Source organism: Streptomyces lanatus, assembly GCF_014655715.1.
In the GTDB taxonomy this organism is placed as follows: domain Bacteria; phylum Actinomycetota; class Actinomycetes; order Streptomycetales; family Streptomycetaceae; genus Streptomyces; species Streptomyces lanatus.
The window spans coordinates 21,837-38,793 of sequence record NZ_BNBM01000010.1 but is presented as its reverse complement, the minus strand read 5'-3'; the positions used below and the strand labels follow the sequence as shown (position 1 = coordinate 38,793).

17 protein-coding genes are annotated in these 16,957 nt (G+C 70.2%); 11 read left to right on the top strand and 6 right to left on the bottom strand.

Annotated elements, in window-relative coordinates; translation table 11 throughout:
- The first annotated feature begins 343 nt into the window (after window positions 1–343).
- The 7 genes from IE325_RS25430 (at window position 344) to IE325_RS25400 (ending at window position 7,579) form a co-directional block, all read left to right on the top strand.
- A complete protein-coding gene (locus IE325_RS25430) occupies window positions 344–1,390 on the top strand; it encodes a BMP family lipoprotein (RefSeq protein ID WP_190072375.1) in 1,047 nt (348 codons plus the stop codon).
- 223 nt (window positions 1,391–1,613) lie between these two features.
- On the top strand, window positions 1,614–3,197 hold the full coding sequence (locus IE325_RS25425) for an ABC transporter ATP-binding protein (RefSeq protein WP_190072374.1): 1,584 nt from the start codon (window positions 1,614–1,616) through the stop codon (window positions 3,195–3,197).
- On the top strand, window positions 3,197–4,321 hold the full coding sequence (locus IE325_RS25420; protein ID WP_190072373.1) for an ABC transporter permease: 1,125 nt from the start codon (window positions 3,197–3,199) through the stop codon (window positions 4,319–4,321). Before IE325_RS25425 ends, IE325_RS25420 begins: the two co-directional genes overlap by 1 nt.
- Window positions 4,318–5,592, top strand: a complete 1,275-nt coding sequence (locus IE325_RS25415) for an ABC transporter permease (RefSeq protein WP_190072372.1) — start codon at window positions 4,318–4,320, stop codon at window positions 5,590–5,592. Before IE325_RS25420 ends, IE325_RS25415 begins: the two co-directional genes overlap by 4 nt.
- A complete protein-coding gene (locus tag IE325_RS25410) occupies window positions 5,589–5,981 on the top strand; it encodes a cytidine deaminase (protein ID WP_190072371.1) in 393 nt (130 codons plus the stop codon). Before IE325_RS25415 ends, IE325_RS25410 begins: the two co-directional genes overlap by 4 nt.
- Window positions 5,982–6,077: 96 nt before the next feature.
- Window positions 6,078–7,361 carry a thymidine phosphorylase gene (locus tag IE325_RS25405; RefSeq protein ID WP_190072370.1) on the top strand — a complete coding sequence of 428 codons (1,284 nt, stop codon included), beginning with the start codon at window positions 6,078–6,080 and terminating at the stop codon, window positions 7,359–7,361.
- A 74-nt stretch (window positions 7,362–7,435) separates the two neighbouring features.
- Window positions 7,436–7,579: a hypothetical protein gene (locus tag IE325_RS25400; RefSeq protein WP_190072369.1), complete on the top strand. Its 144-nt coding sequence runs from the start codon at window positions 7,436–7,438 to the stop codon at window positions 7,577–7,579.
- A gap of 234 nt (window positions 7,580–7,813) precedes the next feature.
- On the opposite strand, the gene IE325_RS25395 is transcribed toward IE325_RS25400, so the two are convergent.
- Window positions 7,814–8,737, bottom strand: a complete 924-nt coding sequence (locus tag IE325_RS25395) for an AEC family transporter (RefSeq protein ID WP_190072368.1) — start codon at window positions 8,735–8,737, stop codon at window positions 7,814–7,816.
- Window positions 8,738–8,881: 144 nt separating this feature from the next.
- On the opposite strand from IE325_RS25395, the gene IE325_RS25390 reads away from it, so the two are divergent.
- Window positions 8,882–9,277 carry an STAS domain-containing protein gene (locus tag IE325_RS25390; protein WP_190072367.1) on the top strand — a complete coding sequence of 132 codons (396 nt, stop codon included), beginning with the start codon at window positions 8,882–8,884 and terminating at the stop codon, window positions 9,275–9,277.
- Here the strand turns inward: IE325_RS25390 and IE325_RS25385 are convergent.
- The 3 genes from IE325_RS25385 to IE325_RS25375 all read right to left on the bottom strand — a co-directional run bounded on the left by IE325_RS25385 (window position 9,161) and on the right by IE325_RS25375 (window position 12,864).
- A complete protein-coding gene (locus tag IE325_RS25385; protein ID WP_190072366.1) occupies window positions 9,161–10,180 on the bottom strand; it encodes a sigma-70 family RNA polymerase sigma factor in 1,020 nt (339 codons plus the stop codon). The two genes, IE325_RS25390 and IE325_RS25385, sit on opposite strands and share 117 nt — an antisense overlap.
- Window positions 10,181–10,300: 120 nt before the next feature.
- A complete protein-coding gene (dnaN, locus tag IE325_RS25380; protein ID WP_190072365.1) occupies window positions 10,301–11,431 on the bottom strand; it encodes a DNA polymerase III subunit beta in 1,131 nt (376 codons plus the stop codon).
- Between the two features lie 152 nt (window positions 11,432–11,583).
- Window positions 11,584–12,864, bottom strand: a complete 1,281-nt coding sequence (locus tag IE325_RS25375) for an MFS transporter (protein ID WP_190072364.1) — start codon at window positions 12,862–12,864, stop codon at window positions 11,584–11,586.
- Between the two features lie 63 nt (window positions 12,865–12,927).
- Between IE325_RS25375 and IE325_RS25370 the strand changes: the two genes are divergently transcribed.
- Window positions 12,928–13,881 (top strand): LysR family transcriptional regulator, encoded by a 954-nt coding sequence (locus tag IE325_RS25370; protein ID WP_190072363.1) that lies wholly within the window; start codon window positions 12,928–12,930, stop codon window positions 13,879–13,881.
- Between the two features lie 85 nt (window positions 13,882–13,966).
- On the opposite strand, the gene IE325_RS25365 is transcribed toward IE325_RS25370, so the two are convergent.
- Window positions 13,967–14,728 carry an alpha/beta fold hydrolase gene (locus IE325_RS25365; RefSeq protein WP_190072362.1) on the bottom strand — a complete coding sequence of 254 codons (762 nt, stop codon included), beginning with the start codon at window positions 14,726–14,728 and terminating at the stop codon, window positions 13,967–13,969.
- Between the two features lie 134 nt (window positions 14,729–14,862).
- Between IE325_RS25365 and IE325_RS25360 the strand changes: the two genes are divergently transcribed.
- The gene (locus IE325_RS25360) at window positions 14,863–16,026 is read left to right on the top strand and encodes an adenosine deaminase (protein WP_190072361.1); all 1,164 of its coding nucleotides are present in this window, start codon (window positions 14,863–14,865) and stop codon (window positions 16,024–16,026) included.
- Between the two features lie 137 nt (window positions 16,027–16,163).
- The gene (locus IE325_RS25355; RefSeq protein WP_190072360.1) at window positions 16,164–16,565 is read left to right on the top strand and encodes an ATP-binding protein; all 402 of its coding nucleotides are present in this window, start codon (window positions 16,164–16,166) and stop codon (window positions 16,563–16,565) included.
- 91 nt (window positions 16,566–16,656) lie between these two features.
- Here IE325_RS25355 and IE325_RS25350 read toward each other — a convergent pair whose 3' ends face one another.
- Window positions 16,657–16,866: a PspC domain-containing protein gene (locus tag IE325_RS25350; protein ID WP_190072359.1), complete on the bottom strand. Its 210-nt coding sequence runs from the start codon at window positions 16,864–16,866 to the stop codon at window positions 16,657–16,659.
- Between the last annotated feature and the right edge of the window lie 91 nt (window positions 16,867–16,957).

Genomic DNA, 16,957 nt, shown 5'->3' with positions numbered 1-16,957 from the left:
TGCCCGCCCGCTTCGTCGTCCATTCGGCGGAGCCAAGCACCGACCGGCGGTCTCAGTGCCTCACACAGGGCGAGCGTGGTTGAGGGCCTGCCCGCCATCGACCGGAAACCGTGCCCACCTTGGCCGGCGAACACGGTGGGTGCCGGTCCGGGCGCGGATCAAGGTGAGGTCCGTGTGGAGTTGAACACGGGCGGATAACAAGGTGGACAGAAGGGGTTTCCTGGCCGGTCTACGCGCGTTACTCTGCGGCGAAAGCCAGCGCCGTAGCTGTGAACCTGTACCTGTCCACCTGTGTACGTGAAGCAGTACCGTCCCGGCGCTCGTACGACAGGAGTCTCCACACATGCGCCGGATTTCCCGGATCACGGTCGCAGGCGCAGCGACCGCCTCTCTGGCCCTCGCGCTCTCCGCCTGTGGCGGCACTTCGACCTCGGCGTCGTCCGACTCGAAGGGCAACAAGGGCCTCGCCATCGCGTACGACGTCGGCGGCAAGGGCGACCAGTCCTTCAATGACGCCGCGTTCGCGGGTCTGGAGCAGGCGAAGAAGGAGTTCCGGTACGACACCGCCGATGTCGAGCCGACCGAGGGTGAGACGGACGCCGACAAGGAGCAGCGACTGGTGTCGCTGGCCAAGCAGGGCTACAACCCGGTCGTCGGTGTCGGCTACGCGTACGCCGCCGCCGTGAAGGCCGCCGCGGCGAAGTTCCCGGACACCACCTTCGGCATCGTGGACGACTCCACCGTCGAGTCGAAGAACGTCGCCGACCTGGTCTTCTCCGAGGAGCAGGCCTCGTACCTGGCCGGTGTCGCCGCCGCCAAGAGCACCAAGTCCAATGTCGTCGGCTTCGTGGGCGGTGTGGACATCCCGCTGATCCACAAGTTCCAGGCCGGCTTCGAGCAGGGCGTTGAGGACACCAACCCCAAGGCCAAGGTCCTCTCCCAGTACCTCACGCAGACCGCGGAGGAGGGCGGCTTCTCCAGCCCCGACAAGGGCAAGTCGGCCGCCGAGGGTCAGATCGAGAAGAAGGCCGACGTCGTCTACGCCGCCGCCGGTCTGTCCGGTCAGGGTGTCATCGAGGCCGCCGCCGCCAACAAGGTGTGGGCCATCGGTGTCGACTCCGACCAGTACAGCCAGGAAGCCCTTGCCAAGTACAAGGACTACATCCTGACCTCGGCGATGAAGGACGTCGCCAAGGCGGTGTACAACCTGGCGAAGTCGGTCGAGGACGGCAAGCCCGAGACCGGTATCGTTCGTGGCGATCTGAAGTCGGGCGAGGTGAGCCTGTCGAACTCCAACCCGAAGTTCGCGGACGACGCCGACGTCCAGGCGGCGATCAAGACGGCCAAGGAGAAGATCATCAGCGGCGAGATCAAGGTCGAGACCAGCTGACTGCAGTAACACCCTGAGCAGCGGTAACCCCGGGGTTACGGCCGCGTGACGGGGTACGGGGAGACTCTCCCGGCGGGAGTCGTCCCCGTACCCCGTTGTTCGCGGTGCGTCGACCCCTTTCAGGCCATAGGGGCGCTACGCGCGTAGACGACCCCCGTCCCCAGGAGAGTGCGCCATCAAAGCGTCCAGCAGCCCTCCGGCCGGCGCGGCGGTCAACGGTCAGGTGACCGCCGTCGAACTCGCCGGGATCACTAAGCGTTTCCCGGGCGTCGTGGCCAACCACGACATCCACCTCACCGTCCGCAAGGGCACCGTCCACGCCCTCGTCGGCGAGAACGGCGCCGGCAAGTCGACGCTGATGAAGATCCTCTACGGCATGCAGAAGCCGGACGAGGGCACCATCGCGATCGACGGCGAGAAGGTCAGCTTCTCGTCGCCCGCCGACGCCATCGTCCGCGGCATCGGCATGGTCCACCAGCACTTCATGCTCGCGGACAACCTGACGGTCCTGGAGAACGTCGTGCTCGGCAGCGAGAAGCTGTACGGCATCGGCGGCAAGGCCCGTCGCAAGATCAAGGAGATCTCCGAGCGCTACGGCCTCGGCGTGCAGCCCGACCGCCTCGTCGAGGAGCTCGGCGTCGCCGCCCGCCAGCGGGTGGAGATCCTCAAGGTCCTCTACCGCGGCGCCACCACCCTCATCCTCGACGAGCCGACCGCCGTGCTCGTGCCGCAGGAGGTCGACGCGCTCTTCGACAACCTGCGCGAGCTGAAGGCCGAGGGACTGTCGGTCATCTTCATCTCCCACAAGCTGGGCGAGGTGCTCTCCGTCGCCGACGAGATCACCGTCATCCGCAGGGGTACGACGGTCGGTACGGCCGTTCCCTCCGAGACGACGCCTCGTCAGCTCGCCGAGATGATGGTCGGCAGCGAACTGCCCACGCCGGAGACCGCCGAGTCCACGGTCACCGACCGCCCCGTCATCACGGTGGACAAGCTGCGTCTGGAGGCGGCCGGCGGCAAGGCCCTCCTCGACGACATCACCTTCACCATCCACGCGGGCGAGGTCCTGGGCATCGCCGGCGTCGAGGGCAACGGCCAGACCGAGCTGGTCGACGCGCTCATCGGCCTCAAGGGCGCCGACTCCGGCACGATCACCCTCGTCGACGAGGACATGACCGGCTGGACCACCCGCAAGCGCCGCGAGCAGGGCATCGGCTACATCCCCGAGGACCGCCACCGGCACGGTCTGCTCCTGGAGGCCCCCCTCTGGGAGAACCGCATCCTCGGCCATGTCACCGAGAAGCCCCTCGCCAAGGGCGTCTGGCTGGACCCGAAGGCGGCCCAGGAGGACACCCGGCGGATCGTGACGGAGTACGACGTCCGCACCCCGGGCATCGACGTCACCGCCGCCTCCCTGTCCGGCGGCAACCAGCAGAAGCTGATCGTCGGCCGCGAGATGAGCCACAAGCCGCGCTTCCTGATCGCCGCGCACCCCACCCGCGGTGTGGACGTCGGCGCGCAGGCCGCGATCTGGGACCACATCCGCGAGGCCCGCCGCGAGGGCCTGGCCGTCCTGCTGATCTCCGCCGACCTGGACGAGCTGATCGGCCTGTCCGACACCCTCCGGGTGATCTACAACGGCAAGCTGGTCGCGGACGCCGACCCGGCCACCATCACCCCGGAGGAGCTCGGTTCGGCGATGACCGGTGCCGCGACCGGTCACCTGGAACACGACGAGACCCCCGAGACCCCCGAGACTCCTGACCTGAGCAAGTCGCCCGAGTCCGGCGAAGACGAGGCCCGCTGATGAAGAAGTTCGACAAGGAGCGTGTGCTCCTCGCGGTGGCCGGACCGGTCATCGCGCTCGCCGTGGCCTTCGTGCTCAGCGCGATCGTCCTTCTCGCCTCGGGCAAGAGTCCGGTCGAGCCGTACACCCTGATGTTCGAGCAGATCGGCTACTCGGACATCCAGGTGCTGGTCATCAACCAGGCCTCGATGTACTACATCGCGGCCCTGGCGGTCGCCATCGGCTTCCGGATGAACCTCTTCAACATCGGCGTCGACGGCCAGTACCAGCTCGCCGCCATGATGGCCGCCGTCGTCGGCGCCCACGCCAACCTGCCGGCCGTCCTCCAAGTGCCGCTGCTGCTCCTCACCGCCGTCTGCACCGGCGCCTTCTGGTCCGGCATCGCCGGTGTCCTCAAGGTCACCCGAGGCGTCAGCGAGGTCGTCGCGACCATCATGCTGAACGCCATCGCCACCTCGGTCATCGGCTACCTGTGGCTGCCCAACGTCTTCGGCGTCAAGGTCGGCAACAACAACACCACCGGCGAGATGCACGAGTCCGGCTGGGTCCCCGGCATCAACATGGGCGACGCCGGCGAGATCTACGGCCTGGTCTTCCTCGCCGTACTCCTCGGCATCGGCTACTGGGTCGTCCTCAACCGCACCCGCTTCGGCTTCGACCTGCGCGCCTCCGGCGCCTCCGAGTCCGCCGCCGCGGCCTCCGGCGTCGACCCCAAGCGCATGGTGCTCACCGCCATGCTGCTCTCCGGCGGTATCGCGGGCCTCGCCGGGCTGCCGATCCTGCTCGGTGACACCCACACCTACAGCCTCAACTTCCCCACCGGCATCGGCTTCCTCGGCATCGGCATCGCCCTGCTCGGCCGTAACAGCCCCGTCGGTATCGCGTTCGCCGCCCTGCTGTGGGCCTGGCTCGACAAGGCCTCGCCCGAGCTGGACTTCCACGGCTACGACAAGGAGATCGCGGTCATCATGCAGGGCCTGATCGTGCTCTCCGTCGTCGTCTCCTACGAGGCCGTCCGCGAGTGGGGCCTGCGTCGCCAGCAGCGCCGGGTCGGCGCCGAACTGGCCGCCGGTCACGTCCTCGGCGCCAACAACAACACCACGAAGGAGGTGGCTGGCCGATGACCGCCCCGACCTCAGCGGTTGATGTCAACCAGCCCACGCTGCAGCCCGCGGCTCCCACCGGCCGCCGCCTGTCGTGGCCCGTCCTGCTGCTGGTCATCGCCGGAGCCCTGGCGCTGACCTCCATCGTCCGCATCATCACCGGCGCCGACGGCATCACCAACGTCAGCCAGATGTCCACCGCGCTCCAGCTCGCCGTGCCGATCGGGCTCGCCGGTCTCGGCGGTCTGTGGGCCGAGCGGGCGGGCGTCGTCAACATCGGCCTCGAAGGCATGATGATCCTCGGCACCTGGTTCGGCGCCTGGGCCGGCTTCCAGTGGGGCCCGTGGACCGGTGTCGTCGTCGGCATCATCGGCGGCTGCATCGGCGGCATCCTGCACGCCATCGCCACCGTCACCTTCCGCGTCAACCACATCGTCTCCGGTGTGGCGATCAACATCCTCGCCCTCGGCATCACCCGCTACCTCGCGCCCCTCGCCTTCGAGGGCCACGCGGGCGGCTCCGCCAAGCAGTCCCCGGCGATCGACACCCTCGGTCACTTCACCGTGCCGGGCCTGTCCGACGGACTGCGGGACCTCAACAACCAGGGCTGGTTCTTCATCTCCGACATCGCCGGACTGCTCGGCGGACTCGTCACCAACGTCTCCTGGCTGACCCTGATCGCCGTCGCGCTCATCCCGGCGACCTGGTGGATCCTGTGGCGCACCGCCTTCGGACTGCGCCTGCGCTCCTGCGGTGAGAACCCGATCGCGGCCGAGTCGCTCGGTGTGAACGTCTACAAGTACAAGTACATCGCCGTGATCATCTCCGGTGGTCTGGCCGGTCTGGGTGGTGTCTTCCTCTCCATCGTCGCCAACCCCTTCTACCTGGAGGGCCAGGTCTCCGGCCGCGGTTACATCGGCCTCGCCGCGATGATCTTCGGCAACTGGATGCCGGGCGGCCTCGCCCTCGGCGCCGGGCTCTTCGGCTACACCGACAGCCTCAACCTGCGCGGCGGCTCCACCAACGTGCACGCCCTGCTGCTGCTCGGAGCGCTGCTGCTGATCATCGGCGCCTGCTGGATGGTGATCCGCAAGAAGTACGCCCCGTCGATGATCACCGCCGTGGTCGGCGCCCTGGTCCTCGCCTGGTACCTCGGCACCAACGAGGTGCCCAACCAGGTCGTCTCCGCCACGCCGTACGTCATCACCCTCGTCGTCCTCACCCTGTCCGCGCAGCGCCTGCGGATGCCGAAGGCGGACGGACTGCCGTACAAGAAGGGGCAGGGCAAGTGACCTCCGTTGACTGGGATCGCCTTCGCGCGGCGGCCCGGGACGCCATGTCCCGCGCGTACGCCCCGTACTCCGGCTTCCCGGTCGGCGTCGCGGCCTTGGTCGACGACGGCCGCACGATCACCGGCTGCAATGTCGAGAACGCCTCGTACGGGCTCGCGCTGTGCGCCGAGTGCGGGCTCGTGTCGGAGCTGCAGAACTCCGGGGGCGGCCGGCTGACGCACTTCACGTGCGTGGACGGCAAGGGCGATGTCCTCGTGCCGTGCGGCCGCTGCCGTCAGCTGCTGTTCGAGTTCGGCGGGCCGGAGCTGCTGCTGGAGACCCCCGCGGGGATCCTGCCGCTGTCCGAGATGCTGCCCCAGGCCTTCGGGCCGGGACACCTGCGCAAGTAATTCCCGTACGGCCCCTCCGAGTCGCGTCGTGTGACCGGTTCGGAGGGGCCGTATCACTTCTGGAACTTCTGGAACCTTCGGAAGGAATGCCAAGCCATGGCCATGGACGCCATCTCCGTCATCCGCACCAAGCGGGACCGCGGTGAGCTCAGCGACGAGCAGATCGACTGGGTCATCGACGCGTACACCCGCGGGGAGGTCGCCGACGAGCAGATGTCCGCGCTCGCCATGGCGATCCTGCTCAACGGCATGAACCGCCGTGAGATCGCCCGCTGGACCGCCGCGATGATCGCCTCCGGCGAGCGCATGGACTTCTCGTCCCTGTCCCGCCCGACGGCCGACAAGCACTCCACGGGCGGCGTGGGCGACAAGATCACACTGCCGCTGGCGCCGTTGGTGGCGGCGTGCGGTGCCGCGGTCCCGCAGCTGTCGGGCCGGGGCCTCGGCCACACGGGCGGCACGCTGGACAAGCTGGAGTCGATCCCGGGCTGGCGCGCGCTGCTGTCCAACGAGCAGATGCTGTCCGTCCTGGACGGCACCGGCGCGGTGATCTGCGCGGCGGGCGACGGACTGGCCCCCGCGGACAAGAAGCTGTACGCGCTGCGGGATGTGACGGGGACGGTCGAGGCGATCCCGCTCATCGCGTCCTCGATCATGTCGAAGAAGATCGCGGAGGGTACGGGTTCGCTCGTCCTGGACGTGAAGGTCGGCACCGGCGCGTTCATGAAGACCATCGAGGACGCGCGGGAGTTGGCGTCCACGATGGTGGGCCTCGGTACCGACCACGGCGTGAAGACGGTCGCGCTCCTGACGGACATGGCGACGCCGCTCGGCCTCACGGCGGGCAACGCGCTGGAGGTCCGTGAGTCGGTGGAGGTCCTGGCGGGCGGTGGCCCGGCGGACGTGGTGGAGCTGACGCTGGCCCTGGCCAGGGAAATGCTGGAGGCGGCCGGTGTGCGTGACGCCGACCCGGCCAAGGCCCTGGCCGACGGCTCGGCCATGGACGTCTGGCGGCGCATGATCGCGGCGCAGGGCGGTGACCCGGACGCGGAGTTGCCGGTGGCGCGCGAGCAGCACGTGGTGAAGGCGGGCGCCTCGGGCGTCCTGACCCGCCTCGACGCCTACGACATCGGCGTCGCCGCCTGGCGCCTCGGCGCGGGGCGTGCCCGCAAGGAGGACCCGGTGCAGGCGGGCGCGGGCGTGGAACTCCACGCCAAGCCGGGGGATGCGGTGGTGGCGGGCCAGCCCCTGCTGACGCTGCACACGGACACCCCCGAGCGGTTCGAGTACGCGTTGCAGGCGGTGGAGGGCTCGTACGACATCGCGGCGCCGGGGACGGAGTTCGCGGCTTCGGCGGTTGTGCTGGAGCGGATCGCCTGACCAGGCGGTTTCCCTTTCGGGTGAACGGGATCGGTGGACCGGCGCCGGTCCCGTTCGGCATGTTGAGTGGCCTCGTGCGTGTGATCGAGGGCGACTACATCGCCGCTGACGACGAGTGGGACGAAGCCGCCTGGGTCTGGCGGCAGACCGAGGCCCGCTGCCGTCCGTGGCGCACAGCAGTGTTGTGGAGCGCGTGCAGTGCCGCCTGTACGACGTGATCCCCGACGACTGACCCCTTCGTCCCTGCCGGTGAGGCCGAACTCGTCGTGGAGATCACCTCGAAGACCACCGCACGGAACGACCGCATCCATAAGGCCGCCTGGCGGTCCCACCATCACGCTGTACGGCGAACCCGAGGGCGACGTCTTCCGGGTCCTGCGGGCCTGCGCGCACGGCGCGCCGATCTCGCTGCCCGTGCCGTTCGGCATCACCTTCGAGACCGGCTACTTCCCTCAGCCCAGCACCGCCGCCACCAGGACCAGCACCGGTACCGAGATCACCGTCGACAGCAGGATCGAGTCCCGGGCCAGTCGCTCGCCCACCCGGTAACTCGACGCGTAGGTGTAGAGGTTCTGCGCGGCGGGGAGCGCCGACGTCACCACCACGTCCAGCAGAGGGGCGCCGCGCAGGCCGAAGACGCCGGCCGCCAGGGCCCAGGCCGCGGCCGGCTGGCCGACCGACTTGAGTGCGACGGACAGGAACACCGGGTGCCGGTCCGGGCCCCGGCCGGGCATCGTGCTGCCGCACAGGGAGATGCCGAAGGCCAGCAGGACCGCGGGGACCGACATGCCGCCGATCAGGGTGAGGGGGTCCAGGACGGGGGCCGGGATCCGCAGACCCGTCGCCGATACCGCCACGCCCGCCAGGGAGCCGAGCGCGATCGGGTTGCGCAGCGGGGTCAGGAGGCGGTGCCACATCGGGCCCTTCTCCGTGCCGTCGCCGGACAGGTCGAGGATGGTCAGGGCGATCGGGGTGACGCCGACGAGCTGGAACAGCAGCACGGGCGCCACGAGCGACGCGTCGCCCAGGACGTACACCGCGATCGGGATGCCGAGGTTGCCGGAGTTGACGTAACTGGAGCACAGCGCGCCGATCGTCGTACGGCCCACGCTCCAGCGGCGTACGACGCCGACCGCGACGAAGACCCCGGCCGCCGCGGCCGTGCTCAGGGCAGTGACCAGGAGGCGGCTGGAGAAGATCACCGACAGGTCGGTCTGCGCGAGCGTGGTGAACAGCAGAGCCGGGGACGCCACATGGAAGGCCAGCTTGGTGAGGACCTCGCGGCCCTGGTCGCCGAGGTAGCCGCGGCGGCCGATCACATATCCCACGCCGATGACGACCGCGATCACCGCGAATCCCGTCAACACCCCCTGCACGGGGCCTCCTTGGCGGGGAGGAGGGCGTGCGGTATTCGAGGCGGCGCTGATGGGTGGGGCATACAGGTAACCCTCCGGGACGGGAGGGGAGCGGGTCAATGTGATCCCGGTCCGCGGACATCGGGACATCGCCCGGCGGCCGCGATGAGTTATTCGCCCCCGCCCGGTCTACCGATCGTGGACGCCATGACACCCGCTGTACTCGTGCTGGCCGGCCCCGTCACCCGGGACGAGGTGGCGGGGCTGTGCGACGCCGTCACGGCCCGGCTGGAGGCCGGGTCAGGTGGGGCGGCGAGAGTCGTGGTGTGTGACGTCGGCGGGCTCGGGCCGCCCGGCCTCGGCGTCGTGGATCTGCTGGCCCGGCTCCAGCTCACCGCGCGGCGGGCCGGGGGCCGGATCAGGCTGCGTGACGCCGATCCCGCGCTACACGCCCTCCTCGACCTGGTCGGTCTCCGCTTCGAGGTGGAGGGGCAGGCCGAAGAGCGGGAACCAGCGCTTCGTGTCGAGGAAGCAGTGGAACCCGGTGATCCGGCCGTCTGAGATCTCCAGCACCTGCACGGCCCACGGCGCGAAACCGCCCGCCTCCGGGTCCGGCTTGTACTGGGCGAATCCCGGCAGCCCATTGACCTGCACCGGAACCAGACGCGAACCCGCGCAGGGAGCGCCGAGCGTCGTCATGAAGCCGGTGATGTCCTTGACGCCGGTCAGCCACAGGTCGAACGGCGGCATCGTCATGATGGCGTCCTCGTGCAGCAGGGCCGTCAGCGCCGTCATGTCATAGCCCTCGAAGGCCGCCACATACCGGTCCAGGAGCTTTTGCTGCTCCTCGTCCAGCGGGTCGGAGACGGCCGCCTCGACGCCCGGTTGCTGCTGCTCCGCGAGGGTCGCGCGGGCCCGCTGCAGCGCGCTGTTCACCGAAGCGACCGTGGTGCCCAGCAGCTCGGCGACCTCGCTCGCCTTCCAGGCCAGCACCTCGCGCAGGATCAGCACCGCCCGCTGCTTGGGCGGCAGCTGCTGCAGGGTGGCCATGAAGGCGAGCCGCACCGACTCCTTGGCGACCGCTGCCTCCGCCGGGTCCTCGGTGGTGGGCAGCACCCGGCTGTCCGGCATCGGCTCCAGCCAGGTGTTGTCCGGGCGGGGCGAGAGCGCCGCCCGGGCCAGCGGAGTCGACTCCGTCAGGTCCATGGGCCTCGCCCGCTTGTTGCCCGCCGTCAGCATGTCCAGGCATACGTTCGTCGCGATGCGGTACAGCCACGACCGGAGGCTGGAGCGCCCCTCGAACTTGTCGTAACTCCGCCAGGCCCGCACCATCGTGTCCTGCACCGCGTCCTCCGCCTCGAAGGACGAGCCGAGCATGCGGTAGCAGTACCCGGTCAGTTCGACCCGGTGTTTCTCCAGCCTGACGTCCAGGTCCGTTGTCGTAGTCGCCGTGCCGTCGCTCATCGTCCACCCACCCCTGTGGCCGTATCCCGTCAGCGCTTCGTCGCGCCAACACTTCGGAAGCTACCGCAGCCCACTGACAATGGCCCCCGGAGCGCACAAATGCGCAGGTCAAAGCCCTCCTCAGACCAGCTGCCGCACGGACATGAGCAGATGCCGGTGCCGAACCGGACCGTCGCCCTCGCCGTCGAGCGCGCTCAGCAGAACCCGCTGCCCGGTGCCCAGCAGCTCCAGGCGCAGCCGGGGCGCCTCGAAAGAGTTCAGCGCGTCCAGCAGATACGCCGGGTTGAAGGCCACGGTGACCTCCTCCGCGCCACTCAGCACGGCCGGCAGCCGCTGCGCCGCCACGTCGTCGCCGTACCCGGCCCGCAGCAGCACGGACCCGTCGCCGGAGAAGTCCATCCGCACCGGACCGCTCGCCTCCGCCACCACGGCCACCCGCCGCGCCGCCTCCGCCAGCGCCCCGCACTCCACCTCGGCGACCGCCGCCCCCGCCACGTCGAACAGCGCCCCGTAAGCCGGCAGCCGCCCGTCCAGCAGCCGTACGACGCTCCGCAGCCCTCCGCCCTCGAACCCGACGAGACCGCCGCTCTCCGCCGCCTCCAGACCGAGCCGCACCACCCCGCACCGGGCCAGCGACCGCGCGGCGTCGAGCAGCCGCCGCGCGGGCACCAGCGCCTCCACGGCACCGCCCGCGTCCCCCTCCGGCTTCCACCCCACCTGCCGCACGGCATACCGGTACCGGTCCGAGGCCGCCAGCGTCATCGAGTCGCCGTCCAGGCGCAGTTGTACGCCGGTCAGCACCGGCAGCGTCTCGTCCCGCCCGGCCGCCACGGCGATCTGGCCGACGGCGGTCGCGAAGGCGGCGGCGTCCACACTGCCGTACACCGACGGCTGAGGCGGCAGCGCGGGGTACTCCTCGCGCGGCAGCGTCGACATCCCGAACTCGGTGCCGCCCGCCGCCACCGTGAACCGCGTCCCCTCCAGGGCACAGCTCACCGGTCCGTCCGGCAGCACCCGGCAGATGTCCAGCAGCCGCCGCCCCGGCACGAGCACCTCCCCGGCCGCCCCGGTCTCGGCGTCCACCTCGACGCGCGCCGCGGCCTCGAAGTCGAACCCGGAGACCGTGAGTCGCCCCGCCCCCGCCGCCAGCAGCAGCCCACCCAGCACCGGCACCGGCGTACGGGAGGGCAGGGCACGCCCCGCCCACCCGACGGCCTCGGCGAAGGTGCCCCGCTCGATACGGAAGTCCATGAAAAATCCCCCTGGTCAGGCCCAGTCGTCAGTGATCGCGGAGGCTATCCGCAGCCACTGACAACCGGCCCTGACCAGGGGGAACGGGCCCTACACAGGACTGATCCCCCTGACCGGCCGACCCCGGTCAGGGGGAAATCCGTACGTGCGACTCAGGCCGTCACGAGCCGCTGCTGGGCCCGAGCCGCACGCGTTCCGAGGACGGTGATCGTCACGACACCGCACACCGCCAGCAGGCCGACCCCGACCGTGCCGCCCCAGCCGCCCGCGTGGAAGGCGATCGCGCCCACCGTGCTGCCCGCGCTGGAACCGACGTAGTAGGCCGACTGGTACAGCGCGGCGGCCTGGGCGCGGCCGGCCGTGGCCGTCTTGCTGACCGCCGAGGACGCCACCGCGTGGCCCGCGAAGAAGCCGCCGGTGATCAGGACCAGGCCGAGGAGGACGAGCGGGAGCGAGTCCGCCAGGGAGACGAGCAGGCCCGTCGCCGTCGTCGCGCCCGCCGCGTACAGGGCGCCCCGGCGGCCCAACCGGCCCACCAGGCGGCCCGCCGTCGACGCCGAGACCGTGCCGACCAGGTAGACCAGGAAGATCGAGCCGATGATGCCCTGCGGGAGCGAGAACGGGCCCTCCGTCAGGCGGTAGCCGATCACCGTGTACACGCCGCCGAAGACCGTCATGAACAGCGCGCCGATCGCGTACAGGCGGCACAGCAGCGGGTTCGAGAGGTGGTCGCGGACCGTGCGGGCCAGGACGCGGGGGCGGAGCGAGCCCGGCTTGAAGTGGCGCGGCGCCGGGAGGAGGAGGCGGAAGGCGACCGCGCAGGCCACCGCGATCACGCCGATCACACCGACCGCGACCCGCCAGCCCCATTCCTGGGCCACCCAGCCCGTGATCACCCGGCCGCTCATCCCGCCGACGCTGTTGCCCGCGACGAACAGACCGATCGCCGTGATCAGTGCCTTCGGGCGGACCTCCTCGGCCAGATACGCCGTCGCCGACGCGGGGAGCCCGGCCAGTGCCGCGCCCTGGACGGCCCGCAGCACCACCAGGGCCGTCAGGTTCGGGGCGAAGGGGACCAGCAGCCCGACCGTGACCGCGACCGCCAGCGACGCCGTCATGACCGTACGGCGTCCGAACCGCTCCGACAGGGCGCTCATCGGCAGCACGAAGAGCGCCAGACCGCCGGTCGCCGCCGCCACGGTCCAGCTCGCCTGGCTCGCCGTCACCGCGAAGTCACCCGAGATCAGCGGCAGAAGGGCCTGCGTGGAGTACAGCAGAGCGAAGGTCGCGACACCGGCGAGGAAGAGGGCGAAGCTCATCCGGCGGTAGCCGGGGCCGCCCGGGGTCATACGGGAGTCGGCGTCGGAGTCGGCGACAGGGACTGCGGGGGAGGCGGCCACGATGGTGGACGCCCCGGTACTGGCGGGAGACATGCTTCGAAGTTACGTACGACTCCGCTGATCCGTCCAATGCATGAACTCGTCATAATCGTTCCCATGGAGCATCAGCAGAGGTCACGGGCTCGTCTGTCACCGTCCAGTGACACAGAAGACATGGTGATGTTGCTGGCGCCCCGCCTCGCGTACTTCGCCGGCGTGGCCCGCACCGAGCACGTCACGCGCGCCGCGCTGGAGATGGGGGTCCCGCAGTCCACGCTCTCGCGTGCCATGGTCCGCCTCGAACAGGACCTGGGCGTCGACCTGTTCGCCCGCCACGGCCGTACGGTCTCCCTGACCCCGGCCGGCCGCACCTTCCTCACCTCCGTCGAAGGCGCCCTCGCCGAGATCGGGCGCGCCGCCGAGGAGGTACGCGCCGACGCCGACCCGGCCACCGGCAAGGTCGCGTTCGGCTTTCTGCACACCATGGGCGCGGAGACGGTGCCCGGCCTGATCCACGCCTTCCGCGCCGACCATCCCCGCATCCGCTTCAGCCTCGTCCAGAACTACGGCGAGGCCATGATCGAGCGCCTGCGCGCCGGCGAACTCGACCTGTGCCTGACCTCCCCGGTCCCGGACGCCCCCGACCTGGTGGGCCGCCGCCTGGACGAACAGAAGCTGCGCCTCGTCGTCCCCGCGGACCATGCCCTGGCCGCCCGCAAGCGCGTCCGCCTGGCCGAGGCCGCGGGCGAGATCTTCGTGACCCTGGAGCCCGGCTACGGCCTGCGCCGCATCACCGACGACCTCTGCAAGGAGGCAGGCTTCAAGCCGCGGATCGCCTTCGAGGGGGAGGAGGCGGAGACGCTACGGGGCTTGGTGGCGGCGGGCCTGGGCGTGGCCCTCCTGCCCCCGCCGGCCGTACCCCGCCCCGGGGTGGTGGAACTGACGGTGACGGCCCCGAGGGCGGCGAGAGAGATCGGCGTGGCCTGGCTGGCAGACCGCCCGGACACCCCACCGGTGGCGGCGTTCAAGAGGTTCCTACTGTCGAGAAGGGGCAACTTGCTGCCGACCTAGGTGCCACCCCCTCAGGGGCGCGGGGAACTGCGCGAGCAACCACAACGAACCCGCACTCCGAAGACAAGCGCAACCCCCTACGGCGCTACCGCCTAAAAGACCGCCCGAACCCAGAAGCCAACGGCATCCGCAACCCCAAAGGCGGCGGAGCAGCAAACGCATCCGCGACCGGCCGCGAGAACGCCCTCCCGAACAGCACCCCCATCACGAAGTCCTCGGCCAACGCCAGCACTTCATCCCGATGCTGATGCAACCCGTGCCGGTCGGAGTGCACCTCGAACCGGCACACCTCCCGGTTCGCCTTCTTCGCCCGCGCCGCCAGCCGGAACGACAGCTCGGGATCGGTCCGCTCGTCGTTCGTGCCGTGCACGATCATCACGCGCCGCCCGCCGAGCTGCCGCACCGGCTCCGGCGCGGCGGCCATGTCGTCCTCCGGCAGCCAAGGGGCGATCGCCAGCACGGAGTTGACCGCCTCATGGCCCCCGGCGTGCAGCGCGGCCCGTCCGCCCATGTCGACGCCGACGAGACACACGGGGACGTCTCCGTAGCGGCGTACGACCTCGTCCGCGGCCCAGGACGCGTCGCTCGCGAGATTCGCCGCGCTGCCGTTCCAGCCGCGGTAGCGGTAGTGGACGACATGGGTGGCCAGGCCCTCGCCGCGTCCCGCCCGCGTGAGGCGGCGTCCCAGCGTCCGTACGTACGAGGTCGCCAACAACGTCGCCGGCTTGCGATGTGATTCCTCGTCACCTCCGGGGAGCAGGAGTACGACTCCGCTCACCGCCGTCGGCTCCGGTCCGATCGCCCTGCCCAGCCGGACCCTGCGAACCGGCGTCGCTTGGTGTGCCATGACAGAACAGTGTCAGAAGCATGGGTGTACGCGACCCGTCCTCGGGATCACCGTTGCGTATCGACGGATTCGTACAACCGGGGAAATGGGGTGTTCAGCGGGTGATCTACGCGCGTAGGCGTTATGGTGCGGAAATGACGAGCGAGACTGCCCAGAAGGCGAACACCCCAAGCTCGGACCAGATCCGCCGGGCGCCGAAGGTTCTGCTGCACGATCACCTCGACGGCGGGCTCCGCCCCGGCACCGTCGTCGAACTCGCCCGCGAGACGGGCTACTCCCAGCTCCCCGAGACCGACCCCGACAAGCTCGGCCTCTGGTTCCGTGACGCCGCCGACTCCGGGTCCTTGGAGCGGTACCTGGAGACCTTCTCCCACACCGTCGGTGTGATGCAGACCCGCGACGCCCTCGTCCGGGTCGCCCGCGAGTGCGCCGAGGACCTCGCCGAGGACGGCGTCGTCTACGCCGAGGTGCGCTACGCACCCGAACAGCACCTCGAAGGCGGGCTCAGCCTCGAAGAGGTCGTCGAGGCCGTGAACGAGGGCTTCCGCGAGGGCGAGCTGATCGCACGGGAGAACGGCCACCGCATCCGCGTCGGCGCCCTGCTCACCGCCATGCGGCACGCCGCCCGCGCCCTGGAGATCGCCGAACTCGCCAACCGCTACCGCGACTTGGGTGTCGTCGGCTTCGACATCGCGGGCGCCGAGGCCGGGCATCCGCCGACCCGGCACCTCGATGCCTTCGAGTACCTCAAGCGCGAGAACAACCACTTCACCATCCACGCCGGTGAGGCCTTCGGGCTGCCGTCCATCTGGCAGGCCCTCCAGTGGTGCGGCGCCGACCGGCTCGGGCACGGGGTGCGCATCATCGACGACATCCAGGTGCATGCCGACGGCTCGGTGAAGCTCGGGCGGCTCGCCTCGTACGTACGGGACAAGCGCATCCCTCTTGAGCTGTGCCCCAGCTCCAACCTCCAGACGGGGGCCGCCGATTCGTATGCCGCCCATCCCATCGGGCTGCTGCGCCGGCTGCACTTCCGGGCGACCGTGAACACCGACAACCGGCTCATGTCCCACACCACCATGAGCCAGGAATTCGAGCATCTGGTCGACGCATTCGGCTACACGCTCGATGACATGCAGTGGTTCTCCGTCAATGCGATGAAATCATCGTTCATTCCTTTCGATGAACGGCTAGCGATGATCAATGACGTCATCAAGCCCGGATATGCCGAACTCAAGTCCGAGTGGCTGTTCCGACAGACCGCCTCCACCAGCGGTTCTGAGGACGGGGAGGGCTGATCCTCGATTTCTCGGTCACAGGGGATGCGGGCTCCATTCACAATCCGTCCGCATTTCGATGTTTGCGGCCGGGCGCGGGGCCTGTTTACGGTCGAGGACCGCTCACAACCCCGTAACGAATTTCGAGGACGCATTTCATGAAGCAGTCTGCTGCCAAGACCCTCGGTGTCGCCGCTCTCGGTGCCGCTTTCGCCGCCGCGGGCGCCGGTGCCGCGAACGCCGCGCCGGTCGCGCCCGACGCCGTGGGCCCGGCGCTGGGCACCGTCACCAGCACGCTCCCCGCCGAGAACCTCGCGCCGGGGGCGCCCGCCGCCGGTACCGGTGTGGCCACGGGTACGGAGGCGCTCACCACCGGGCTGTCGGCCGCGCAGCCGGCTGCCGAGCAGGCGGTGGCCGGTGCGCCGACCGGGGCGCTGGCCGGTGCGCCCACTGGACTGCTGGGCGGGCTGCCGCTGCAGGGCGCTACCCCCACCGAGGCGCTGCCGCTCCAGGGCCTTCCCCTTCAGGGTCTGCCCGTGAACGGCGTTCCGCTCGCCTGAGTCCGGCTCCGCCGCGACGCGCCGCTGGGGCGCACCCCGTGTCCGAGGGGTGCGCCCCAGCGGCGTCTGTGCGTCGGTGGGTGCCGCCGGATCACCAGGCCGTGCTCGCCTTGTTCGCCCTGCCCTCCGAGGGGAGCAGGATCCACAGGGCTATGTAGAGCAGGAACTGCGGGCCCGGGAGCAGACAGGAGATCAGGAAGATCACGCGCATCGTCGTCGCGGAGGTGCCGAAGCGCCGTGCCAGCGCGGCGCACACTCCGCCGATCATGCGGCCGTTCGTGGGTCGGGCGAGCGCGGTCATGGTGCGGCTCCTTCGTGAGCGTAGGTCGAGGGCTGTCCTTGTGGGGCCCTTCGAGTGGGTGCCTCATCTGACATCCACGCTACGAAGACGA